This window comes from Pseudomonas sp. p106 (assembly GCF_003936645.1).
Taxonomy (GTDB): domain Bacteria; phylum Pseudomonadota; class Gammaproteobacteria; order Pseudomonadales; family Pseudomonadaceae; genus Aquipseudomonas; species Aquipseudomonas putida_E.
On record NZ_RHQR01000004.1, the window covers coordinates 111118 to 134211 of the forward strand.

Here is a 23094-nt window from a genome sequence, read left to right on the forward strand (position 1 = left end):
TGTTGCCCCACGAGCGAGGGCATGGCCCTCGCATGTTGGGCGAATCAGAACATGGCCGAAGACAGCCTGCGGCGGTAGACAGCCACCAGCGGATGGTCGCCACCGAGCAGGTCGAACACTTGCAGCATCGCCTTCTGCGGCAAGCCGTTTTCATAGGCGCGGTTACGCTGGAACAGTTTAAGCAGCCCATCCAGCGCCGCTTCATACTGCTGGCGCGCCAGTTGCTGGATGCACAGCTGGTAAGCCGCTTCATCATCCTGCGGGTTCTGCGCCAGGCGGCTTTTCAGGTCGGCGACTTCCGGCAGGCTGGCAGCCTGGCGCAGGAAGGTCAGCTGCGCTTTGGCACCGGCCAGGGCGGCCTTGTGCTCATCGGTCTTGACCGCGTCCAGCACAACCTGCGCTTCGCCCAGCTCGCCGCGCTCAGCCAGGCAGCGGGCATACAGGATCAGCGCCTCGGCATTGCTGTTGTCTTCACCCAGCAGGGCCTGCAGCAATGCCTCGGCCTCGGCGAAACGGCTCTCGGCGAACAAACCTTTGGCTTGCTCCAGGGGCGAGGCGGCCGGTGCGGCAGGCATCTGCACATGAGGCTCGAGCATGGCGCGGATCGCCGACTCCGGCTGCGCGCCGGCAAAGCCGTCGACCGGCTGGCCATCCTTGAACAGCACAACCGTGGGCAGGCTACGAATGCCGAACTGGGCAACGACTTGCTGCTCAACGTCGCAGTTGATCTTGGCCAGCAGCAGCTCGCCCTGATAACCCTCGGTGATTTTCGCCAGCAGTGGCATCAGCGCCTTGCAGGGCGCGCACCACTCTGCCCAGAAGTCCACGAGGACCGGCTTGTGGAAGGAGTTTTCGATCACCAGTTGCTGGAAGTTGGCATCGGTGGCATCGAAGATAAACGGTGTTTCCTGGCTCATCGTGACTCTCGCAAATCCGTGAATGGCACCACTATAAAGGCTCGCGGCTGGCGTGGTACAGGCTGACCCGGCGGAATTCGTGCGGCTCGGCCAGGTCCGGCAGGGTCAGTGCTTCAAGCACGCCCAACTGCTGGTAAAGCGGGTGGCTGAAATCGCGTACTCGGGAGTCTGCCACCAGCGCCTGGCGACCGCGGCCGAGGAAGGCATCGAGCAGCGGCAGATTGGCGCGGTCGTACAGCACATCGGCAACCAGAATCAGGTCGAAACGGTCTTCTTCGGCGAAGAAGTCATTGCTGTAACTGAGCTCGACCCCGTTCAGCTCGGCATTGGCGCGGCTGGCATCGAGTGCCAGCGGGTCGAGATCGCAGGCCACCACTTCCAATGCCCCGGCGCGCGCTGCAGCAATGCCGGCGATACCGGAGCCGGCGCCAAAGTCCAGCACGCGCTTGCCGGCCACCCATTCAGGGTGCTCGGCCAGGTAGCGGGCCATGGCCAGGCCGCTGGCCCAGCAAAAGCTCCAGTACGGTGGGTCGTCGAGAATGCGCCGGGTTTCTTCGCTGCTGAAGGCGCGGTCCATGTTCTGATCGTCGATCAACCAGAGTTTGAGCGCGCACCCCGGCAGTTCGCTGACGACCAGCCGCGCTTCGCCGATCAGGCCGCTGAGGGCCTGTTGCAAGGCAAGCGGCGCCACCTAAGGCGCCTTCTTGAAACGCAGCGGGCCTGTGGCTTGAGTCTGGGCCTGGGTGATGCGCACGGGCGGCAGGTGCATGATCAGTTGGCCCGACTGGCTGGCGCGGCCACGCAGTTCGACCCGAGCCCCGGCCGGGAAGACCTCCGGGTTGAAGCGCAGGCGGTAGGGCAGCGCCTGGCCGGTCCCGGTCAGGGTGCTGCTGGCCAGAAGCTGTTGCGGCCGGTCGCGCTCGTCGATGACCAGCAAGGCCAGCTCCACGTCGGCACCGCGGGGGATTTCCAGCAAGGTACCGCTCAGTTCGCGTTGATAGGCGGGCGGCGGGCCCAGCGGTTCGGCCTTTTTCGCCACCTTGGCGGGCGCAGGTGCCGGGGCTGGCTCGTTCTTCGGCCGATCGCTGCCACAGGCGGCGAGCAGGGCGGCGCAGCCCAGCACGACGAGCGCTCGATAATGCATGGGGTAGTCCTTCAGGGGCAGATTTACCCTGGATGTTAACCCCTTTGGCTTGTCTTGCCAGTGGGATGCGCTACCATGGCCCTCCCTTTTTTTGTTGCCTGCCACCATGCACTGTCCCTTTTGCGGTGCCAACGACACCAAGGTCATCGACTCGCGCCTGGTCGCCGAGGGCGAACAAGTGCGCCGCCGTCGCGAATGCGTAGCCTGCGGCGAGCGTTTCACCACCTTCGAAACCGCCGAGCTGGTATTGCCCCGGCTGATCAAGCAGGACGGCACGCGCCAGCCTTTCGACGAAGAAAAGCTGCGTGCCGGCATGCAGCGGGCGCTGGAGAAGCGCCCGGTCAGCGTCGAACGCCTCGAGGCGGCCCTGGCACATATCAAGAGCCGGCTGCGCGCTACGGGTGAGCGCGAGGTCAAGTCGCTGGTGGTGGGTGAGCTGGTGATGGCCGAGCTGCGCAAGCTCGATGAAGTGGCCTACATCCGTTTCGCTTCGGTGTACCGCCGCTTCCAGGACCTCGATGAATTCCGCGAAGAAATCGACCGCCTGGCCCGCGAGCCGGCTAAAGAGTGAGCATGCCGAGCCAGACCGCGATCCTCGACGCCCATTACATGGCCCGTGCCCTGGAGCTTGCCCGCAAGGGTATCTACACCACTCACCCCAACCCGCGCGTGGGTTGTGTGATCGTCCGTGACGGCGAAGTGGTGGGTGAGGGCTGGCATGTGCGCGCCGGTGAACCACATGCCGAAGTGCATGCCCTGCGCCAGGCCGGTGAGCGTGCCCGCGGCGCCTGTGCCTACGTGACGCTCGAGCCTTGCAGCCACCAAGGCCGCACCCCACCGTGCGCCGAAGCGCTGGTACAGGCTGGTGTGGCGCGGGTGGTGGCAGCCATGCAGGACCCCAACCCGCAGGTCGCCGGGCAGGGCCTGCGCCGCCTGGCCGAAGCAGGCATCGAAGTCGCCAGTGGTGTGCTCCAAGCCCAGGCCCGCGCCCTGAACCCCGGTTTCCTGAAGCGCATGGAGCATGGCTTGCCGTTCGTGCGGGCCAAGCTGGCCATGAGCCTGGATGGCCGCACCGCCATGGCCAGCGGCGAAAGCCAATGGATCACCGGCCCTGCCGCCCGCTCTGCGGTGCAGCGCCTGCGTGCCCGTGCCAGCGTGGTACTGACCAGCGCCGCCAGCGTATTGGCCGACAACGCACGGATGACCGTGCGCGGTGCCGAGCTGGGCCTGGACCCCGACACCACCGCGCTGGCGCTGAGCCGCACCCCCCTGCGCGTGCTGATCGATGGCCGCCTGCGCCTGCCACTGGACGCGCCGTTCTTCCAGGCTGGCCCGGCCCTGGTGGTAACCGCCATGGGGAGCGACCCGCGGTACGCCCAGGCTGGCCACGAGCTGCTCAGCCTGCCGGGCAGCAATGGCCAGGTCGATCTGCTCGCCTTGATGCAGGCACTTGCAGCGCGTGGCGTCAACGACATCCTGCTGGAAGCCGGCGCAGGCCTGGTCGGCGCTTTTGCACAATTGGGCCTGATCGACGAGTACCAGCTGTTTGTCGCCGGCACCTTCCTTGGCTCCCAGGCCCGTCCGTTGCTGGACTGGCCGCTGTCGAAGATGAGCGAAGCGCCACGGCTGAAAATTACCGAAATGCGTGCAGTGGGCGATGACTGGCGGGTCACGGCCATCCCTCTGCCGGCGCCCGGCGTATAATGCCGGGCTTGCCCTGCGCAACCCGTTTTTGAGGAAGTCCCCATGTTCACCGGCATCATCGAATCCATCGGCACCATCCGCAGCCTGACCCCCAAGGGCGGTGACGTGCGCGTCTACGTCGAGACCGGCAAGCTCGACCTGGGTGACGTCAAGCTCGGCGACAGCATCGCCGTCAACGGCGTGTGCCTGACCGCCGTCGAACTGCCGGGCGATGGCTTCTGGGCCGACGTCAGCGTCGAGACCCTCAAGCGCACCGCTTTCATCGACCTCAAGAGCGGCAGCAAGGTCAACCTGGAAAAGGCCCTGACCCCGACCACCCGCTTGGGCGGCCACCTGGTCAGCGGCCACGTCGACGGTGTCGGCGAAATCATCTCGCGCAGCGATAGCGCTCGCGCCATCCAGTTCCGCGTGCGTGCACCCAAGGAGCTGGCCAAGTACATTGCCCACAAGGGTTCGATCACCGTCGACGGCACCAGCCTGACGGTCAATGAGGTCAATGGCGCCGAGTTCGAGCTGACCATTGTCCCGCACACCCTGTCCGAAACCATCATGGCCGACTACCGCGCAGGGCGTCGGGTCAACCTTGAGGTCGATTTGCTGGCCCGTTACCTGGAGCGCCTGCTGCTGGGCGACAAGGCTGGCGAACCGAGCAAGGGCAGTGGCATTACCGAAAGCTTCCTGGCCGCCAACGGCTTCTTGAAATCCTGATTGAGAAGGGGGTGCCGCGTGGCGCTCAACAGCATCGAAGAACTGGTCGAAGACATCCGCCAGGGCAAAATGGTCATCCTGATGGATGACGAAGACCGTGAAAACGAAGGCGACATCATCATGGCGGCCGAGTGCTGCCTGCCTGAGCACATCAACTTCATGGCCAAGCACGCCCGTGGGTTGATCTGCATGCCGATGACCCGCGAACGTTGCGAAACGCTCAAGCTGCCGCTGATGGCGCCGCGCAACGGTTCGGGCTTCGGTACCAAGTTCACCGTGTCGATCGAAGCGGCCGAAGGTGTTACCACCGGCATCTCGGCGGCCGACCGCGCACGTACCGTGCAGGCCGCAGCCGCCAAGGATGCCAAGGCCGAAGACATCGTAAGCCCGGGCCACATCTTCCCGCTGATGGCCCAGCCCGGCGGTACCCTGGCACGCGCCGGCCACACTGAGGCCGCCTGCGACCTGGCGCGCATGGCCGGTTTCGAGCCGAGCGGCGTGATCTGTGAAGTGATGAACGATGACGGCACCATGTCGCGTCGCGCCGAGCTCGAAGTGTTCGCCGCCGAGCATGGCCTGAAAATCGGCACCATCGCTGACCTGATCCACTACCGCATGATCCACGAACGCACCGTGCAGCGCGTTTCCGAGCAGCCGATCGAGAGTGAGCTGGGTGAGTTCAACCTGGTCACCTACCGCGACGCCGTGGAAGGCGATGTGCACATGGCCCTGACCTTGGGCAAGGTCTGCGCCGAAGAACCGACCCTGGTGCGTGTGCACAACATGGACCCGCTGCGCGACCTGCTGCTGGTCAAGCAGCCTGGCCGCTGGAGCCTTCGCGCCGCCATGGCCGCGGTTGCCGAGGCCGGCAGCGGCGTGGTGCTGTTGCTGGGCCACCCACTGGATGGCGATGTGCTGCTGGCACATATCCGCGAAAGCGCAGGCGATGCACCGACCAAGGCACCGACCACCTACAGCACTGTGGGTGCCGGTTCGCAGATCCTGCGTGACCTTGGCGTGCGCAAGATGCGCCTGATGAGTTCGCCGATGAAATTCAATGCGATATCCGGATTCGATCTGGAAGTTGTAGAATACGTGCCCTCCGAGTGACTTGAGGCGGCGCTTGCGCCCTCACGCTCGAGTCCAAACCCTCCCGAGGCCGCCAGAGCGCGGCCTCGCTCTTGAAGATGAGAACATCGGAATGACCCTGAAGACCATCGAAGGTACCTTCATTGCCCCCAAAGGTCGCTATGCTTTGGTGGTTGGCCGCTTCAACAGCTTCGTCGTAGAAAGCCTGGTGAGCGGTGCCGTTGATGCCCTGGTACGCCACGGTGTCAGCGAAAGCGACATCACCATCATCCGTGCCCCGGGCGCGTTCGAAATCCCGCTGGTGGCTCAGAAAGTCGCCCAGCAAGGTGAATACGACGCGATCGTCGCCCTGGGCGCAGTGATCCGTGGCGGTACCCCGCACTTCGAATACGTGGCGGGCGAATGCACCAAGGGCCTGGCCCAGGTGTCCATGGAGTTCGGTGTGCCGGTGGCCTTCGGTGTCCTGACCGTCGACTCCATCGAGCAAGCCATCGAGCGTTCCGGCACCAAGGCCGGTAACAAAGGTGCTGAAGCTGCCCTGTCCGCTCTGGAAATGGTCAGCCTGCTGGCGCAGTTGGAGGCCAAGTGATTAGCGACGAAAGCGATCGTTTCAACCCGCGCGATCCAAAACCTGCGGATGCCGGCAAGCCATCGAAGAGCGCCAAGCGCCGCGAAGCCCGCAAGCTCGCGACCCAGGCCCTGTACCAATGGCACATGGCTCAGCATTCGCTGAACGAGATCGAAGCGCAGTTCCGGGTCGATAACGATTTTACCGATGTAGATGGCGCCTATTTCCGCGAAATCCTGCATGGGGTTCCGGCCATCAAGAGCGAAATCGACAGCGCGCTGAAACCGTGCATGGACATCGCCCTGGAAGAGCTCGACCCGGTCGAACTGGCCGTATTGCGCCTGTCCACCTGGGAGTTCATCAAGCGTGTCGATGTACCGTATCGCGTTGTGATCAACGAAGGCGTAGAGCTGGCCAAGGTCTTCGGCGCCACTGACGGCCACAAGTTCGTCAACGGCGTGCTGGACAAGCTGGCACCTTCGCTGCGCGAAGCAGAAGTCAAGGCGAACAAGCGCTGATCCTGGCGCTGTCGAGCCATGGGTGAGTTCGAGCTGATCAACCATTACTTCGCCGCCGCGCCCTGTGCGCAGGGCGGTGAGGGCGTGGCGCTGGGCATTGGCGACGACTGCGCCTTGCTCGAGCTTGCCCCGGGCGAGCAGTTGGCGGTGTCTACCGACACCCTGGTTGCCGGGGTGCACTTCCCGACGGTCTGTGACCCGCGCTTGCTGGGGCAGCGCTCACTGGCCGTGGCGGCCAGCGACCTTGCAGCCATGGGCGCCAATGCCATCGGCTTCACCCTTGCCCTCACCCTGCCCGATGTCGGTCCCGACTGGCTCGCCGCCTTCGCCGACGGCCTCAGCCGCATGGCCCAGCGTTGCCGCATGAGCCTGATTGGTGGCGACACCACTCGCGGCCCCTTGAGCATCACCGTCACTGTTTTGGGCAGCGTCCCGGCTGGCCAGGCCCTGCGCCGCAGCGGTGCCCGGCCGGGTGACCTGCTGTGTGTGGGGGGCGTGCTGGGCAAGGCAGCCGGTGCGTTACCGTTGGTGCTGGGCGAGCGGGAAGCGCCTGCCGAGCAGGCCGAGCCCCTGCTGGCCCACTACTGGTCGCCGCTGCCTCAACTCGGCCTGGGCCGGCGCTTGCGCGGGCGGGCGACGGCGGCGCTGGACATTTCCGATGGCCTGCTTGCCGATTGTGGGCACATCGCCAAGGCCTCCGGGGTCGCCCTTGAGGTGAACCTGGCGCAGGTGCCAGTGTCTCCTGCACTAGAGGCCTTTCTCGGCCGCGACGCGGCGGTGCAAGCGGCGCTCACCGGTGGCGACGATTACGTATTGGCGTTCACCCTGCCGCCTGAGGCGCTTTCATCCCTGGCGGACGCCGGCGTACATGTCGTCGGCCGAGTGCTCCAAGGGCAGGGCGTGACCCTGCGTGACCCCCAAGGCCAGGACATCACCCCCGTACAGCGGGGCTATCAACACTTTAGGGAGACACCGTGACCGACCACCCCAACCAGGTGCCAGCGGAGTTCGTTCCGCCATCGGTCTGGCGCAACCCGTGGCACTTCATCGCTTTCGGCTTCGGTTCGGGCACGCTGCCCAAGGCACCCGGCACCTGGGGCTCGATGGTGGCCATTCCGTTCATCCCGCTGTGGCAGATGCTGCCCGATTGGGGTTACTGGCTGCTGCTGGGCATCACCATGCTGTTCGGCTTCTGGCTGTGCGGTAAAGTCGCCAATGACTTGCGCGTGCACGACCATGAAGGCATTGTCTGGGATGAAATGGTCGGCATGTGGATCACCCTTTGGCTTGTGCCGCAAGGGTGGCAGTGGATTCTGGCGGGGTTCCTGATGTTCCGCTTCTTCGACATCCTCAAGCCATGGCCGATTCGCTGGATCGATCGCCATGTGCACGGCGGTGTCGGCATCATGCTCGACGATATCCTGGCCGGCGTGTTCGCCTGGCTGGGCATGCAGGTTCTGGTGTGGGCGGTAGGCTGAGACAGGGAGCGCTTTGATGGCCATTCGGACTGTGCTGCTGGCAATGATGCTCAGCTTTGCCCACGGGGCGCTGGCGGCCGAAGGCGTACCGAAACAGGTCCATCTGGTCAGTGAAGAGTGGCTGGACTACACCAATGCCGATGGTACCGGCGTGGCCTGGGATGTCTTGCGCAAGGTCTTCGAGCCTGCCGGCGTCAAGGTGGTGGCAAAGAGTGCTCCTTACAGCCGTGCCGTCGGGCTGGTCAAACGCGGCGAGGCCGATGCCTGGGTCGGTTCCTACAAGGATGAGAACGACGACAATCTCTACCCGCGTTGGCACTTCGACATGGACCACATCTATGCGCTGGGGCTTGCCAGCAAACCGGTGCCTACCCTGGAGACCGTTGGTCAGTATCGCTTGGCCTGGGTGCGTGGCTACGATTACGGCAGCTACCTGCCGAACGTAACGGAGTCGCGCGAGATCCAGCGCCGCGAAGGCATCCTGCCAATGCTTGAGCATGATCGCGTGGACTTCTACATCGATGCGCTGACCGAAGTTGACTACGTGCTTGGCCAAACCTCTCAGCCAGAACGGTTTCGTCGAACCCATGTCGCCGAACTGCCGTTGTACCTGGCCTTTGCCCGCAACGAGCACGGCAAGGCCCTGCGTGAACTGTTCGACAGACGCATGGCTGAACTGGTACGCAGCGGCGAGTTGAAGCCTATCTTCCAGCACTGGAAACAGCCGTATCCCTTTACTGCCGACAGCAAGCCTCAATAGCACCATGGGCTGCCACAGGCTAACCGAACATCGAACTTTTCGATCTTAACCCACGGTATTCAGCCAGCGCACAGGCGCTGACCTGCTGATACAATCGCTTCACGAGAATTTTCCTACTTATCCAGGAGCACAACGTGCCCGTCGTCTTTGTTGCCGCCTCTAAACTCCCGACCCCCTTCGCGACTTTCACCATGCATGGTTTCCTCGACGAAGCCACCGGCCGTGAGCACGTGGTGCTCAGCCTGGGTGACATCGCCGACGGTGAGCCGGTGTTGGGGCGCCTGCACTCCGAGTGCCTGACTGGCGATGCCCTGTTCAGCCAGCGTTGCGACTGCGGCTCGCAACTGGAAGCCGCCCTGCAGGCCATTGCCCGTGAAGGGCGCGGCGTGCTGCTTTACCTGCGTCAGGAAGGCCGTGGCATCGGCCTGCTGAACAAGATCCGCGCCTATGAGTTGCAGGATGGTGGTGCCGACACTGTAGAGGCCAACGAGCGTCTGGGGTTCGCTGCCGACCAGCGTGATTACGCGATCTGCCTGCCGATGCTCGAGCACCTGGGCGTGAAATCGCTGCGCCTGATGACCAACAACCCGCGCAAGGTCAAGGCGCTGACCGACATGAACATCAAGGTTGCCGAGCGCGTGCCGCTGCATACCGGGCATAACCCGCACAACCGTTACTACCTGGCGACCAAGGCCGACAAGCTTGGCCACATGCTGGGTAACGAACACCAGGGTGAGGTCCCCCAGGCGTGACCCGCAGCGAGGTGAAGCGGCGCCTGGCGCTGGCCTGGTGGCAATACCTGGCGGTTGGCCTGGTACCGCTGCCGGTGATGGCCTGGGCCTTTGGCGGTGGCGATGCGCTGATCCCGGTGCTGGCGATGCCGCTGTTCATCGCCGGTGCGGCAACCATGTTCCTCAGCCTGCCGCGTTTCGGCGCCTACAAGCGTGCTTTGATCGCCACCTCCAAGTTGCTTGGCACGGCTGAAGAGCCGGCTGCCTGGATCGAGTTGGCCCGGGTGCGGCGCATGGCCATGCTGTTCGCCTGTTTCCCTGCCTGGGTCGCCGCGCTGTCGGTGCTGGTAGGGCTCGAAGCTGTGCCGCAAATCCTCTTGGCGTTATCCACAGTGGTGGTGCTTTACCTCTACCGCATCCCGCGTCAGCTGGGGTGATGCGCCGCCTGCTCTGCCTGCTGGCGCTGCTGGCCTGCACCGTCCAGGCTGGCGAGCCTCTGCGCGTGGTCAGCCTTGCGCCTTCAATGAGCGAAATCATGCTTGAGCTGCAGGCCGATGACCTGCTGGTGGGCGTGCTCGACGGCGGCGAGCGCCCAGCGGCGCTGCGTAACCTGCCTTCGGTAGGGCGCCAGGGGCAACTCGACATGGAACGCCTGCTCAGCCTCAGGCCTGACCTGCTGTTGCTCTGGCCCGGCAGCGTGGCACCGGCCCAGCGCGATCAGCTTACGCGCCTGGGTATCGCGACCTACAGTGCAGAACCCCACGACCTTGAGCAACTGCTTGAACAGATCGAGGCCATTGCCGTGCGTGTAGGGCGGGCAGAGCAGGGGCGGCAGTATGTGGGAGGCCTGCGTGAACGGTTGCGGCAACTGCGTCAGCACTATCGGCGTGAACAGCCGCTACGGGTGTTCTATCAGGTCTGGGACCGGCCGCTGTACACCTTGGGTGGACGACAGGTGGTGAGTGATGCCTTGGCGGTGTGTGGGGCGCGCAATATCTTTGCCGACCTGAGCCAGCCGGCACCGCAAGTGAATGTGGAATCAGTGCTGATGCGCGATCCGCAGGTGATTCTGGCTGGCGACCAGGGGCAGTTGGCAAGCTGGAAGGCCTGGCCAGATTTGGGCGCTGTGGCCGGTGATCGTCTGCTGGTGGTGCCGGACAAGGGCCTGGAGCGGCCCAGCGGGCAGATGATCGAAGCCACCGCCCGCTTGTGTGCGCTGCTCGAATCTAAAGCGCCGGCGTCCAGGTGACGCTGAACAGGGCCGTGCGGCCCTCTTCGCGGTAGCCGTAGCTGGCGCCATCGTAGCTGTACAGCGCACGGCTGTAGTCTTTGTCCAGCAGGTTATCCAGCTTTAGTTCCAGCTTCAGCTCGTCGGTCGCTGCCCAACTGCTGCGCAGGCCCAGCAAGCCATAGCCGCCGAGGCGGTTGCGGTTGGCCTCGTCGTCGTAACTGGCGCTGACGGCCTGCCAGCTGCCTCCTACCGTAAAACGCTCGAATTGACGGTCCAGGTCCAGGCTCAAGGTGCGCCTTGCGCGGCGGGCGAGGGTGTGGCCGCTGTCACGATCACGCGGATCGATCAACGCCAGGCCCAGCTGGCTGCGCCATTGGCCCCACTGTTGCTCCAGTGCCATTTCCACGCCGTTGATACGCGCCGAGGCCACATTACGCGGGATCGAGTCCTGGCCAAAGATAATCGCATCGCGCAGGTCAGTACGGTACAGCGAAGTTTCCAGGCGGCTGTCGCGGCTGAGCTGGCTGCGCCATTGCAGCTCGTAACTTCTGGAATGCTCCGGGTCCAGCTGCGGGTTGCTGTACTGCGGGTAGTACAAGTCGTTGAAGGTCGGCGCACGAAAGCCTTCGCTGTAGGACAGCAGCACATCGTTGTGCGTATTCAGCGGCACGGTCAGGCTACCGCTCCATGTGGTCTGGCCGCCAAACTGCTGGTTCTGGTCGCGGCGCACGCCCAGTTCGGTAGAGACGTGCTCGCCGCGCAAGCGATGCTGGATGAAAGCGGCGCGGTTCCAGCGGCTGTCTTCGCTGAAATCGGTGCTGGCGTGCACGCGGTCTTCGTACCAGTCGCCGCCGATCAACAGGTTCTGCCGCTCGCTCAGGGCCAGGTCGTTCTGCCAAGTGACCTGGTCGCGATAGGTGTTGAACACCGAGCGTTCGTCACTGAGCTTGTCGCGCTTGTCGTCGCGGTTTTCGCTATGGCCCAGCTCCAGGCGTGAATGCCACACGTCATTGAGCTGTGCATCGAAGTAAGTACCCAGGCTGCTGACGCTGAAGTCGGTGTAGGGCTTTTGCCCGAAGCTTTCGAAGGTGACCGGGTCGAAGCCACCGAACGGATTGTCGTACTCGCTGCGCCCTCGGCTGTCGAGCAGGTTCAGGCCGGCTTCGAAACGTTCGCCAAAGGTGTGGCTCAGGCTCAGGTTGAACGACTTGTTGCGGTTGGCATCATGATCGCCGTCGCTGGCGAAGGACGGGCCGGTCGAGTCGATGCCTGCTGTTTCGTCCAGGCTGGCGCCCAGGTTGAAGCGGGTCGCGCCCTCGCCTCCGGACAGGCCCAGGCTGCGTTGCCAGGTCTGGTTGCTGCCTGCCGCCATGCGCAGGCGCGGCTGAAGGCCCGTGCCGTTGCTGCGACGGGTGAAGATCTGAATGACACCGCCGATGGCATCGCTGCCGTAGATCGCCGAGCGTGAGCCGCGCAGCACTTCGACACGCTCGATCTGGTCGACGTCGAGAAACTGCAGGCCGCTGTCGCCCGAGGTGGCGTTGGCGATGCGCACGCCGTCGACCAGTACCAGGCTCTGCGCGGCCTTGGTGCCGCGGATGAAGATACCCGGCAGGCTACCGCGGCCACCGGTGGGCGCGACTTGCACGCCGGGCACGCGGGCGAGCAGGTCGGTGACGCTGGTCGGTTGCAGGCGGTCGATGTCGTTGCGGGTGAAAACGGTGTTGGCGGCGCTGGTGGCGGTGCGTGATTCGACCTGGCGGTTGGCGCTGATCAGCACGTCGGGGAGCTTCAGGGCGTCGTCGCGTTCGGCGGCCAGAAGCGGCAGGGGCAGGCAGAGCAGGGTGGCGAAGGTTGAGGTTTTCATGGGCAGTACCAGTTTGCGAGGGCTACGCCCTCGATCGCGACACAAGGCCGCTCCTACAGGATTCCGCGGTCCTGTGTAGGAGCGGCCTTGTGTCGCGATGGGCCGCAAGGCGGCCCCAGGGATTACAGGCCGAGCCTGGCCATGCGGGCCTTCACCGAAGCTTCGATGCCGGCCGCATCCAGCCCACATTCAGCCAGCATCTGCGCAGGCTTGGCGTGCTCGACATAGATATCCGGCAGGCCCAGGTGCAGCAGCGGCTTGATCACGGCCTGGCTGGCCAAAAACTCACCCACCGCAGCCCCCGCACCGCCCATGATGGCGTTCTCTTCGAGGGTCACCAGCAGCTCATGACTGCCTGCCAGCTCCAGCACCAGTGCCTCGTCCAGCGGCTTGACGAAACGCATGTCGACCACGGTGGCGTTGATTTGCTCGGCAACCTGCAGGGCTTCGGCCAACTGCACGCCAAACACCAGCAAAGCGACCTTTTCGCCCTGACGACGGATGACGCCCTTGCCGATTTCCAGCGGTTCCAGGTCGCCACTGATCGGCGCGTTGGGGCCGGTGCCGCGTGGGTAGCGCACCGCTGCCGGGCCGTTGTACAGGTGGCCGGTGCTGAGCATCTTGCGCAGTTCGTTCTCGTCGCTGGGCGTCATCACCAGCATGCCCGGGATGCAGCGCAGGTACGACAGGTCGTAGCTGCCCGCGTGGGTCGGGCCGTCTTCGCCGACCAGGCCTGCCCGGTCAATGGCGAACAGGACGTCGAGGTTCTGTACCGCCACGTCGTGGATCAGCTGGTCGTAGGCGCGCTGCAGGAAGGTCGAGTAGATCGCGACCACTGGCTTGCTGCCTTCGCAGGCCATGCCTGCCGCCAGCGTGACGGCATGCTGCTCGGCGATGGCCACATCGAAGTAGCGCTCGGGGTAACGCTCACTGAAGGCAACCAGGTCGGAGCCTTCCTTCATTGCCGGGGTGATGCCCACCAGGCGGTTGTCGGCAGCGGCCATGTCGCACAGCCACTGGCCGAATACCGCAGAGTACTTCGGCCCGCTGGCCTTCTTCGGCGCGGCCGGCTTGTCGGCAGGCTCGAGCTTGGTGATGGCGTGGTAGCCGATCGGGTCGATCTCGGCCGGCGCGAAGCCTTTGCCCTTCTTGGTCACCACGTGCAGGAACTGCGGGCCTTTGAGGTCACGCATGTTGCGCAGGGTGGCGATCATGGTCGGCAGGTCGTGGCCATCGATCGGGCCGATGTAGTTCCAGCCCAGCTCTTCGAACAGGGTGCCGGGTACCAGCATGCCCTTGGCGTATTCCTCGGTGCGGCGGGCAATCTCCCAGGCACCTGGCAGGCGCGACAGCACCTTCTTGCTGCCCTCGCGCATGCTTGCGTAGGTGCGGCTGGAAAGAATCTTGGCCAGGTAATTGGACAGCCCGCCAACGTTGCGCGAGATCGACATGTCGTTGTCGTTGAGAATGACCAGCATGTCGGCGTTGACTTCCTGGGCGTGGTTCAACGCCTCGAATGCCATACCGGCTGTCAGGGCACCGTCACCGATCACTGCAATCGACTTGCGCGCGCTGTTCTGCAGGCGGGCGGCAATGGCCATGCCCAGTGCGGCGCTGATCGAGGTGCTGGAGTGGCCGACGCCGAAGGTGTCGTACTCACTTTCGCTGCGGCGCGGGAAGGCGGCGATCCCGTCCTTCTGGCGCAGGCTCAGCATGCGGTTGCGCCGGCCGGTGAGGATCTTGTGCGGGTAGGCTTGATGGCCGACGTCCCACACCAGCCGGTCGTCCGGGGTGTCGAAGACGTAGTGCAGGGCGATCGTCAGTTCGATCACGCCCAAGCCGGCGCCAAAATGCCCACCGGTCTGACCCACGGTGTAGAGCAGCTCCTGGCGCAGCTCGTCGGCCAGGTGCTCAAGGTCGGCTTCGGCCAGCCGGCGCAGGCCGGCAGGCGTGTCAGCGCGGTCGAGCAGCGGCGTGACCGGGCGTTCGCGGGGGATCTCTTGAAACGTCGTGGGCATCAGGCGAGTCGTTATAGATGTTAAGACGCGGCAGTTTACCCCATTGTGGGAAAAGTGCCCATTCGACCAGAGGTTGCAGCCCCCTGTGTGCGGGTTTGGAACCAGTGCTTCTTAATGGCGGCGCTCGACGATGTAGCGCGCCAACGCCCGCAGAGGTTCTGCGTTTTCACCAAACCCTTCAAGTGCGACCAGCGCCTGGTCGCGCAGTTCGATCGCGTAGGCCTTGGCCGCTTCCAGGCCAAGCAAAGCCGGGTAGGTCGGTTTGTCACGGGCGATGTCGGCACCTTGGCGCTTGCCGAGGGTGGCGGTGTCGCTTTCCACGTCGAGGATGTCGTCCTGCACCTGGAATGCCAGGCCAATGGCCTGTGCATAAGTCTGCAGGGCGTCCAGCTGCGCCTGCTCGGCGCGGCCGCTGGCCAGGGCGCCAAGGCGCACGCTGGCTTCGATCAGCGCGCCGGTCTTGTGCCTGTGCATGAATTCCAGGGCCTGCTGGTCCAGCTTCACGCCGACCGAGCCAAGGTCGATGGCCTGGCCTCCGACCATGCCGGCAGGGCCTGCAGCTTTGGCCAGGGCCTGGACCATGGCCAGGCGGATGGCGTCGGGCTGCGGGCTCAGCCGGGGGTCGAGCAGGGCGCTGAAGGCCAGGCTCTGCAGGCCATCGCCGGCGAGGATCGCGCAGGCTTCGTCGAAGGCTTTATGGGTGGTCGGCTGGCCACGGCGCAGGTCGTCATCGTCCATGGCCGGCAGGTCGTCATGCACCAGCGAATAAGCATGGATCAGCTCCACCGCGCAGGCGGCGCCGTTGGCCTGCTCGGCCGGTGCGCCCAGCGCTTGGCAAGCCGCATAGGCGAGCAGCGGGCGCACGCGCTTGCCGCCGTTCATCACGCTGTAGCGCATGGCGGTGTACAGCCGCTCAAGCTCCTTGGTGGGCGCGATGAACAGGGGTTCAAGGGCCGCATCGACGCGCGCCTGGCTGCTGGCCTGGTAGGCGCCGATCATGCCTCTGGCTCCGCATCGAAGGGCTGAGCGGCGAGCTCGCCGTCGCGTTCCAGCAGTATCTGTACTTTTTGCTCGGCCTGGGCCAGGGCGCCCTGGCAATCGCGGGTCAGGGCGATACCTTGCTCGAAGGCGGCCAGCGAGTCTTCCAGCGACAACTCGCCGTTCTCCAGGCGTTCGACCAGGGCTTGCAGGTCGGCGAGGGATTGCTCGAAATCGATGGAGGCTTTTTTGCGGGCCATGGCGACGGGTCTCGGTGGCTGTTCAGAACGGCGCGACACTAGCAGAGCGGGGCGGGGGGAGCAAACTTGAGGGTGGTTTTTCCGGCCCACAGGTACAGCACAATACCAGAAGGCTGTGCTGAACCTGTTGGAGCCGGCTTGCCGGCGATTGGGCCGCAAAGCGGCCCCGTCGATCAATCAGGCTGGCACAGCTTCCAGCTCCACCATTGCCTCGCGGCAGCGTGCCAGCTCGGCAATGGTCAGCACCGGCAGATTGTACTGGCGGGCATACACCGCCACCTGCTCGCCGCGGGCCATGCTGCCGTCGGGGTTCATCAGCTCGCACAGCACCGCTGCCGGGCGCAGGCCTGCCAGGCGAGCCAGGTCCACCGAGCCTTCGGTATGGCCGCGACGGGTCAGCACCCCACCATCACGCGCCCGCAGCGGGAACACGTGGCCGGGGCTGACGATATGCCGTTGCTGCGCCGTCGAGCGCAGCGCTGCTTCGATGGTGGTGATGCGGTCCTGGGCGCTAACGCCGGTGCTCACACCTTCTGCCGCTTCGATGGTCACGGTGAAGCCGGTGCCATGACGCGCCTGGTTGTTCGCCACCATCGGTGCCAGTTGCAGGGCGTCGACGGTGGCTTCGTCCAGGCACAGGCAGACGATGCCGCTGCAATCGCGAATCATCATGGCCATGGTCTGCAACGACAGGTTTTCGGCGGCGGCAACGATGTCCGCTTCGTCCTCGCGGTCGTCATCGTCGAGCAGCAGTACGGGGCGGCCTGCCTGGAAGGCGGCGATGGCAGCGGACACATTGGGGAATTGCTGGTGATGCTTGGGGGACATGAAACGCTCCTCGTGAATGATCGATGAACGTCTCGGGGCGAACAAAATGCGCGCGCAAGGGCGCCCGAATGGCCCTTGCCTGACGCCTTCTTTCATCCGGACTATGACCGTCGGCTCTGGAGTCGCACCAGATCTGCTGACCCCCGGCATGGCCGGGGCGCTCGCGGGCTCATCTTTCGATTTACCGCCGGTGGGGACTTTCACCCCGCCCTGAAGACCGGGCAAGCATACCGCACAGTGCCACCCTGCTGACAAGCCGATGATCTGCGACCTTTGGCGTATCAGGGGTGACAGGCCTGATGGAACGCGCAGGCCTAGCGAGACATATCCTCAATTACTTCTTGCAATGAAGCTGGCAGCATCGGCCCATGCCCCACCCCCTCGAACCGCTCGAAACGCACCTGCAACCCCGGCACCTTGGCCAGGTAAGCCGCCAGCTCCCGCGTCGGCCGCTCTACATCGCCTTGCACCGGTGCGCGCGGGCTCGACGGTTCGTCGCCACCGCGCATGAGCAACAGCGTCGGTCGGTTATTGCCCAAGCGCTGCTGTAGCCCCTGCGCTTGCCGAACGATAGCTCCATCGTGCCACCACAACGACGGGCTGGCCGCCGCATAGTTGCTGAACGCTCCAGGCCGAGTGAACAACGTGTGCAACACCGTCAAGCCGCCATAGGAATGCCCCCACAGCGTCTGCCGCTGCGCGTCGATGGGCGCCACGCCGGCTACCATCGGCCGCATGCGCTCGGTAAGCAAGTCCAGGAATGCATCCACGCCACCGCTGGGCAGGTGGGTCAGCGGATCACGTTGTTCTGCAAGCCCGGCAATTGCCGGTGTGTAGTCGTAGGTACGCCCGGTTCGCTCGATGCGCTGCTCGGTCTGATACCCAACCGCCACCAGCAGTGGTGCCTGGCCCGCTGCGAGTTTGCCCAGTTGCGCACTGTCCAAAGCACCGAGTGCGGCATTGCCGTCGAGCATCCACAACACCGGATAACCTGCGGCGGGCGCCGGGCGGTTTGGCTTGCCGACCCACAAGCGGTAATGGCGCTGGCCATCGGCCGAGTCCAGGTCGAGGTGGCTGAAACGATAGGCCAGGTCCTGGCGCTGCAGCAGTGAAGTGTCCATCTTCTGCTCGCGTTGCGGCTGCGCCAGGGCAAGCGGGGCCGCAAGGGCCAACGCCAATGCCAGGGACAGGGTGATCTTGCTCATCAGGCGCCTCATCGATGCTTTGCAAGGAGCGCAAAGCGGGAGAGCCCAGATGATAATCAGTCCTGATTGAGCGTAAAGCGTATTAACTTTCTAAACATTCCTGGGCAACAGGCAGCAACAGGTGCAGGCAAAGGCCGGGATGACCATTGCTGGCCCACAGCCGGCCGCCTTGCAGTTCGACCGCGCGGCGGGCGATGGCCAGCCCCAGGCCGAAACCTGCGCCGCTGTCGGGCAAGCGCTGGTAGGGCTTGAAGATGCGTTCGAGTTCAGCGTGAGGCACGCCGGGGCCCTGGTCACTCAGGCGCAAATGCCAGCGGTCGCCCTCACGCCAGCCATCGAGGCTGACCCGGCCATCGGCAGGCGAATGGCGGATGGCATTGCGCATGAGGTTTTCCAGCGCCTGGGCCAGGCTGTCCAGATGGGCCTGCACCACGCATTCGATGCCGAGCGAGCAGGGCAGCCGTGCACGGTCCCAGCCGCTCTCGAAGCAGGCGTCCTGGCATAACGCTTCCCACACAGACACCATCAGCACCGGTTCGGTGCGTAACTGCGGCTGCTCGGTGTCCATCCAGGCGAGGTCCAGGGTGCCCTCGAGCAGCTTCTGCATGTCATTGACCTCGTGGCCCAGGCGCTCGCGCAACTGGGCGGGGGGCAAGTCACTGTCATGGGCAATGCGCAGCCGCGCCAGGGGCGTGCGCAGTTCGTGAGACAGGATACGCAGCAGCAGGCGTTGCTGCTCCAGGCTTTGGCGCAGGCGCCCGGCCATGTGTTCGAAGGCCTGCGCCAGTTCGCCCAATTCATCGCGGCGATCCTGCAGGGGCAGGCCAGGGCCGTCCAAGTCGTCCGCGCGCAAGGCGTCGGCGCGGTCGCGCAGGCGGTTGAGCGGTACCACCAGGTGCCGATAGATCGCCAGGCCAAGTAACAGCGCCAGCAGTGTGGGTGCAACGCCGTGAGTGATGAGGTGGGTCCAGGGGGTCAGGCCAGTGGGTAGCAGGCGCTCGGGCAGCTGCAACACCAGCCGGCCCTGTTCTGGATGCTGCGGGAACTCGATGCTGACGTAGGGCAGTTCATCCTGCAGGCGCCGGCTCATCGGCCAGTCGAGTTTGCGCATGAAGGTCAGGCGGCTGGCCTCGTCGACATTCAGCGGCGCGGTGCCGAGGCTTTGCAGGTGCGGCCCGATCAATACCGCCCAGGTGTTCTCGGCGTGCTGCAGCTTTGTGCGAAAGGCTTCGGCGCCGGCCGCACCGCCTTGCTGCCAGGCCTGTTCAGCCTGCTGCGCATAGCGCGCCAGATAATCCTGGTCGGCCTGGGACAGAAAATAAGTGCTGCGCTCCACCGACAGGCCCCAGGTCCAGATCAGCCAGGTCATCAGCAGGCAGAAGCTGACTTGCAGTGCGGCCAGTTTCCACAGCAGGGGATGGCGGCGCATCACAGGTGTTCCGTGTCGACCAGGATGTACCCTTGGCCACGTACTGCCTGTATCTGCACATGCTGGGCACCGATATCGGCCAGCTTGCGGCGCAGGTTGCACACATGCACGTCCAGCCCACGGTCCAGGCGGGTGTAGGCGCGGTGCAATACGGTCTGGTAGAGGAATGCTTTGCTCAAGGCCTCACCGGGGTGGGCGCTCAAGGTGGCCAGCAAGCGAAACTCAGAGGCAGTGAGGCCGGCAGCCTTGCCGTGGTGAATGACATCCTGATGGTCCTGGTCGAGCATTACCTTGCCGGTTTCGCTTGGAGCCGCCGGCCTGCGGTCAAAGGCCACCCGGCGCATCAGGGCATCGACCCGCGCGTCCAGTTCCGCCAGGCTGAAGGGCTTGGGCAGGTAGTCGTCCGCCCCGCGGGTAAAGCCACTGATGCGGTCCTGCTCGGCCCCCAGCGCCGACATCAGTATCACCGGAACTGCCTGCTGGCGGCGCAACTCGTCGAGCAGGCTGAGGCCGTCCAGGCCTGGCAGCATGATGTCCAGCAACACCAGATCGAAGCCATTGTGTTGCACCGCGTTCAACGCCTGAGGGCCGGTGGCGCAGGCGTTGACCACAAAGCCCCGGTTGAGGAAGTGGCGCTGGAGGTCCTCACGCAGGCGTGGGTCATCTTCGACGAGCAGGAGTGAGGTTGGCATTGGCAGTCTTGAATGAGAATTCGTATCAGTTGGCGATCATCCCATTGCAGGCAGGGGAAGGGCAATCGCCTCGTGCCGGGCCTAAGTGTTAAGAAGGTTAATCCTGCTGCACCCCTAGTTTTCGTCCGGTATCGTTCGCAAAAAGCAACGTGTTTCGTTTGCGATTAAATATCATTTGGGCGGAAGGTGTGTCATGAGCGGTTTCAAAGGTGTGGGAAGCCCCCGACGGGTGCGGGGCTGGCTGATGCTGGGGTTGTTGGCGCCGTTTTCTTTGTCGGCACTGGCCGAAACGGTCGCCAGTGAGGTTGCTGCGGACAGCTCGCTCGACCTGCCGGCGCTGACCATCGAAGGCAACCGCCTGTACGACATGCTGCCTTCGGAAGAAACCGGCGGTTACAGCGTCGACGCTGCCACGGTGGGCACCAAGACCCCAGCGTCGCTCAAGGAAATACCGCAGTCGGTCACCGTCTACACCCAGGACTACGTCAAAGACCGTCAGTTCGTGCACCTGGATGACCTGGCCAAGTACACCGCGGGGCTGCGCACCCTGACCAACGACAGCGGGCGGTCGTCGATCTATGCCCGTGGTTACGAGTACAGCGAGTTCAACATCGACGGCCTGCCGGCGCCCATGGCCAGTATTTTTGGCACCGTGCCGTCGCTGGCGGCATTCGACCGTGTGGAGATCATGCGCGGCCCGGCGGGGTTGTTCAGCAGCACCAGCGAGCTGGGCGGTATCGTCAACATGGTGCGCAAGCGCCCAACCGCCGAGTTTCAGGGCCACGTCGAAGCCAGCTACGGCACCTGGGACACCAACCACGAAGAAATTGACCTGAGTGGGCCGCTGGATGATGCAGGCCGGGTGCGCGGGCGATTCGTTGCATCGCGGGACGACACCAATGGTGAAGTGGACTACAACGCCAACACCAGCAACAGCTACTACGGCGCGCTGGACATCGACCTTGATGACGACACCCAGCTATCGTTCGGCCTGATCCACGAAGTGAAGAACATCACCCCGCACAACGGCTACCCGGCAACGCTGTCTGGTGAGGTCCCGGATTTTAGCCATTCGAAGTTCCTTGGCGCTGACTGGAACTACTTCGACGGCAAGACCACCGACCTGGTTGCCGAGTTGACGCACCGCTTTGACAACGGTGGTTATGGCCGTATCGCCGCCCGTGGCTCGCACCGCGACACCAACTACCTCTATGCCTTCACTGCGACCAATGCCACCACCGGTGCCAACTCCGAGCGCGCCAGCGCCCGAGACTTCACCCAGGATACCTATTCGCTGGATGCCAGCTACAGCCAGCCGTTCGAAACCTTCGGCCAGGTCAGCGAATTCGTGGTGGGTACGGACTACAAGAACTACGACACCGAGTACCTCAACGGCACCACCAACCTGGGGGCCATCAACGTCAACAGCTACTCGCCGACCCAGTTCGCCAAGCCGTCACCGAACTACAGCACCGAAACCGGTATGCAGGAGGAAGAGTACGGCCTGTACTCCAAGGTCACCTTCCGCCCGGTCGAGCGTTTGGCGCTGATTGCTGGTGGCCGTTTCAGCTGGTATCGCGGTGATTTCTACACCACTACCCTGAGCACTGCTTCGACTGTCGATGACAACAAACGCGTGGATGGACGGTTCACGCCGTACGGTGGCGTGGTCTACGACCTGACCGAAAACCATGCGCTGTATGCCAGCTATTCGCAGGTATTCAAGCCGCAGTCAGATACCGACAGCAATGGCCGCGTACTCAAACCGCGTGAAGGCGAGCAGTATGAGTTTGGCCTCAAGAGCAGTTACTTTGGCGGCGACCTCAATACGCGTGTCTCGGTATTCCGTTTGACCGACGAGAACCGCGCCAGCACCGAATATGATGAAGATGGCGTAGACACCGGTTTCTCCGTGGCATCGGGCAAGACCCGCGTGAAGGGCGCCGAAGTGGAAGTCAGCGGCAAGCTGACGCCGAACTGGGAGCTGCTGGCGGGCTACACCTGGATGGAAACCGAAACCCTCGACGGTGATGCCGAAACCACCTTCTTCATCATGCCGCGCAACCAGGCGTCGCTGTGGAGCAAGTACACCATCAGCCAAGGGCCTTTGACCGGGCTGGCCATTGGTGGCGGCGTCTCGGCGATGAGCAACTTCCATTCCGAGAGCGGCGGCGTGCGCATCGATGCACCGGGTTATGCCACGGTGGATGCGATGCTGTCGTACCCGGTCACCTCGAAGCTGACGGCCACCTTCAACGTCAACAACCTGTTCGACCGCGATTACCTGTCGCGGGTGGGGTCGACTTCGACGTTCAACTTCTATGGGCCTTCGCGCAGCATGATGGTTGGTGCACGTTACGATTTCTGACGTATTTCCCAGGAAATATTCAGATTTTTACCGTTGCTTGTAGTCCATTTCTGAAATAGCTTGCTACCGCCTTTTCGGCATTGTGCTGCTTTTCTCTGCGGCCTAGTCTGGGCCCGTCGTTGCCAAATCAGCGACCGGGCCTGCAAGCCCGCACAGAAAACGCATGCTTATCACCGAAAGCCAATGGTTTGCCATTGAGCACGCTTGACGGTGGCTGCGTACGGGAGGTTTTCGAACCTGCCGGTTTTCGTTCTCTGTCCGGTCTTGCAGACCCGTACGTGGCCGCCACCCATCACACTGCAAGTCATGAGTGCGGCTCTAGTGAATCCACAGAGGGCTACGCCATGCTTAAAATTGTCCCCGACCCACCCCATGATAATCATTCCCTTGAAGACACCCTGATCCAGGCCGCGGACTATGCGCTGTGCGCCACGACCGTGGTGCACCAGGCACTGCTGCTGCACCCCAAGTCCCCGGTATCGATCTTGATGATGACCTCGCTGCATGAAATGGAGGCGCTACGGGTTTTGCTCGAATCGGCGCTGATCCAGGTGCAGATGCCCACAGGCCCTCGGACCTTGCATTAAGGCTTAAATGATCT

At 64.0% G+C, this 23094-nt stretch carries 25 protein-coding genes and 1 riboswitch; of the genes, 14 read left to right on the top strand and 11 right to left on the bottom strand.

The features are described from left to right. Positions 1 to 44 precede the first annotated feature (44 nt). From trxA to EGJ09_RS06775, 3 genes are read right to left on the bottom strand one after another with little or no spacing between them, the layout of a single operon-like run. Complete coding sequence (trxA, locus tag EGJ09_RS06765) at positions 45 to 917, bottom strand: thioredoxin (protein ID WP_046785093.1); 873 nt, start codon at positions 915 to 917, stop codon at positions 45 to 47. 31 nt (positions 918 to 948) lie between these two features. Then, positions 949 to 1608 carry a methyltransferase gene (locus EGJ09_RS06770; RefSeq protein ID WP_046785094.1) on the bottom strand — a complete coding sequence of 220 codons (660 nt, stop codon included), beginning with the start codon at positions 1606 to 1608 and terminating at the stop codon, positions 949 to 951. Then, the gene (locus tag EGJ09_RS06775) at positions 1609 to 2061 is read right to left on the bottom strand and encodes a YbaY family lipoprotein (protein WP_125923491.1); all 453 of its coding nucleotides are present in this window, start codon (positions 2059 to 2061) and stop codon (positions 1609 to 1611) included. A gap of 106 nt (positions 2062 to 2167) precedes the next feature. On the opposite strand from EGJ09_RS06775, the gene nrdR reads away from it, so the two are divergent. The 12 genes from nrdR (at position 2168) to EGJ09_RS06835 (ending at position 10866) form a co-directional block, all read left to right on the top strand. Further along, complete coding sequence (nrdR, locus tag EGJ09_RS06780) at positions 2168 to 2632, top strand: transcriptional regulator NrdR (protein WP_008092351.1); 465 nt, start codon at positions 2168 to 2170, stop codon at positions 2630 to 2632. Positions 2633 to 2634: 2 nt separating this feature from the next. Beyond that, the gene (gene ribD / locus EGJ09_RS06785; protein WP_125923492.1) at positions 2635 to 3765 is read left to right on the top strand and encodes a bifunctional diaminohydroxyphosphoribosylaminopyrimidine deaminase/5-amino-6-(5-phosphoribosylamino)uracil reductase RibD; all 1131 of its coding nucleotides are present in this window, start codon (positions 2635 to 2637) and stop codon (positions 3763 to 3765) included. Positions 3766 to 3807: 42 nt separating this feature from the next. Then, on the top strand, positions 3808 to 4473 hold the full coding sequence (locus EGJ09_RS06790) for a riboflavin synthase (protein ID WP_046785096.1): 666 nt from the start codon (positions 3808 to 3810) through the stop codon (positions 4471 to 4473). A gap of 18 nt (positions 4474 to 4491) precedes the next feature. Then, complete coding sequence (ribBA, locus tag EGJ09_RS06795) at positions 4492 to 5583, top strand: bifunctional 3,4-dihydroxy-2-butanone-4-phosphate synthase/GTP cyclohydrolase II (RefSeq protein WP_012312509.1); 1092 nt, start codon at positions 4492 to 4494, stop codon at positions 5581 to 5583. A gap of 91 nt (positions 5584 to 5674) precedes the next feature. Continuing rightward, complete coding sequence (gene ribE, locus EGJ09_RS06800) at positions 5675 to 6151, top strand: 6,7-dimethyl-8-ribityllumazine synthase (RefSeq protein WP_043210219.1); 477 nt, start codon at positions 5675 to 5677, stop codon at positions 6149 to 6151. Further along, positions 6148 to 6648 carry a transcription antitermination factor NusB gene (nusB, locus tag EGJ09_RS06805; RefSeq protein WP_012312511.1) on the top strand — a complete coding sequence of 167 codons (501 nt, stop codon included), beginning with the start codon at positions 6148 to 6150 and terminating at the stop codon, positions 6646 to 6648. The genes ribE and nusB overlap by 4 nt, the downstream gene beginning before the upstream one ends. A gap of 18 nt (positions 6649 to 6666) precedes the next feature. Beyond that, entirely contained in the window at positions 6667 to 7626 is a 960-nt protein-coding gene (thiL, locus tag EGJ09_RS06810; protein ID WP_046785098.1) for a thiamine-phosphate kinase, read from the top strand. Further along, on the top strand, positions 7623 to 8126 hold the full coding sequence (locus tag EGJ09_RS06815; protein WP_046785099.1) for a phosphatidylglycerophosphatase A: 504 nt from the start codon (positions 7623 to 7625) through the stop codon (positions 8124 to 8126). Before thiL ends, EGJ09_RS06815 begins: the two co-directional genes overlap by 4 nt. Before the next feature lie 16 nt (positions 8127 to 8142). Further along, the gene (locus EGJ09_RS06820) at positions 8143 to 8886 is read left to right on the top strand and encodes an ABC transporter substrate-binding protein (RefSeq protein WP_125923493.1); all 744 of its coding nucleotides are present in this window, start codon (positions 8143 to 8145) and stop codon (positions 8884 to 8886) included. Between the two features lie 134 nt (positions 8887 to 9020). Continuing rightward, positions 9021 to 9638, top strand: a complete 618-nt coding sequence (gene ribA / locus EGJ09_RS06825; RefSeq protein ID WP_012312515.1) for a GTP cyclohydrolase II — start codon at positions 9021 to 9023, stop codon at positions 9636 to 9638. Beyond that, positions 9635 to 10054: a hypothetical protein gene (locus EGJ09_RS06830; protein ID WP_046785101.1), complete on the top strand. Its 420-nt coding sequence runs from the start codon at positions 9635 to 9637 to the stop codon at positions 10052 to 10054. The genes ribA and EGJ09_RS06830 overlap by 4 nt, the downstream gene beginning before the upstream one ends. Beyond that, positions 10054 to 10866 carry a cobalamin-binding protein gene (locus tag EGJ09_RS06835; protein ID WP_125923494.1) on the top strand — a complete coding sequence of 271 codons (813 nt, stop codon included), beginning with the start codon at positions 10054 to 10056 and terminating at the stop codon, positions 10864 to 10866. The genes EGJ09_RS06830 and EGJ09_RS06835 overlap by 1 nt, the downstream gene beginning before the upstream one ends. Here EGJ09_RS06835 and EGJ09_RS06840 read toward each other — a convergent pair. The 8 genes from EGJ09_RS06840 to EGJ09_RS06875 form a co-directional block, all read right to left on the bottom strand. Continuing rightward, on the bottom strand, positions 10844 to 12715 hold the full coding sequence (locus EGJ09_RS06840; RefSeq protein ID WP_125923495.1) for a TonB-dependent receptor domain-containing protein: 1872 nt from the start codon (positions 12713 to 12715) through the stop codon (positions 10844 to 10846). The two genes, EGJ09_RS06835 and EGJ09_RS06840, sit on opposite strands and share 23 nt — an antisense overlap. Positions 12716 to 12837: 122 nt before the next feature. Then, positions 12838 to 14733, bottom strand: coding sequence for a 1-deoxy-D-xylulose-5-phosphate synthase (dxs, locus tag EGJ09_RS06845; RefSeq protein WP_125923496.1), 1896 nt, complete (start codon positions 14731 to 14733; stop codon positions 12838 to 12840). A gap of 111 nt (positions 14734 to 14844) precedes the next feature. Continuing rightward, positions 14845 to 15732 carry a (2E,6E)-farnesyl diphosphate synthase gene (gene ispA / locus EGJ09_RS06850; RefSeq protein ID WP_115273474.1) on the bottom strand — a complete coding sequence of 296 codons (888 nt, stop codon included), beginning with the start codon at positions 15730 to 15732 and terminating at the stop codon, positions 14845 to 14847. Further along, on the bottom strand, positions 15729 to 15971 hold the full coding sequence (locus EGJ09_RS06855; RefSeq protein ID WP_008092375.1) for an exodeoxyribonuclease VII small subunit: 243 nt from the start codon (positions 15969 to 15971) through the stop codon (positions 15729 to 15731). Before EGJ09_RS06855 ends, ispA begins: the two co-directional genes overlap by 4 nt. A gap of 177 nt (positions 15972 to 16148) precedes the next feature. Then, positions 16149 to 16799 carry a 3,4-dihydroxy-2-butanone-4-phosphate synthase gene (ribB, locus tag EGJ09_RS06860; RefSeq protein ID WP_115273475.1) on the bottom strand — a complete coding sequence of 217 codons (651 nt, stop codon included), beginning with the start codon at positions 16797 to 16799 and terminating at the stop codon, positions 16149 to 16151. An 80-nt stretch (positions 16800 to 16879) separates the two neighbouring features. Then, positions 16880 to 17021: riboswitch (FMN riboswitch) on the bottom strand. Positions 17022 to 17113: 92 nt separating this feature from the next. Then, positions 17114 to 18004 (bottom strand): alpha/beta hydrolase, encoded by an 891-nt coding sequence (locus EGJ09_RS06865; RefSeq protein ID WP_125923497.1) that lies wholly within the window; start codon positions 18002 to 18004, stop codon positions 17114 to 17116. A gap of 82 nt (positions 18005 to 18086) precedes the next feature. Then, the gene (locus EGJ09_RS06870) at positions 18087 to 19433 is read right to left on the bottom strand and encodes a sensor histidine kinase (RefSeq protein WP_125923498.1); all 1347 of its coding nucleotides are present in this window, start codon (positions 19431 to 19433) and stop codon (positions 18087 to 18089) included. Beyond that, the gene (locus tag EGJ09_RS06875) at positions 19433 to 20125 is read right to left on the bottom strand and encodes a response regulator transcription factor (protein WP_125923499.1); all 693 of its coding nucleotides are present in this window, start codon (positions 20123 to 20125) and stop codon (positions 19433 to 19435) included. Before EGJ09_RS06875 ends, EGJ09_RS06870 begins: the two co-directional genes overlap by 1 nt. Positions 20126 to 20318: 193 nt before the next feature. Here EGJ09_RS06875 and EGJ09_RS06880 point away from each other — a divergent pair, with 193 nt between their 5' ends. Together EGJ09_RS06880 and EGJ09_RS06885 are read left to right on the top strand one after the other, a co-directional pair. Further along, on the top strand, positions 20319 to 22493 hold the full coding sequence (locus tag EGJ09_RS06880; RefSeq protein ID WP_125923500.1) for a TonB-dependent siderophore receptor: 2175 nt from the start codon (positions 20319 to 20321) through the stop codon (positions 22491 to 22493). Positions 22494 to 22837: 344 nt separating this feature from the next. Further along, positions 22838 to 23080, top strand: coding sequence for a hypothetical protein (locus EGJ09_RS06885; protein WP_115273483.1), 243 nt, complete (start codon positions 22838 to 22840; stop codon positions 23078 to 23080). Positions 23081 to 23094: the final 14 nt, after the last annotated feature.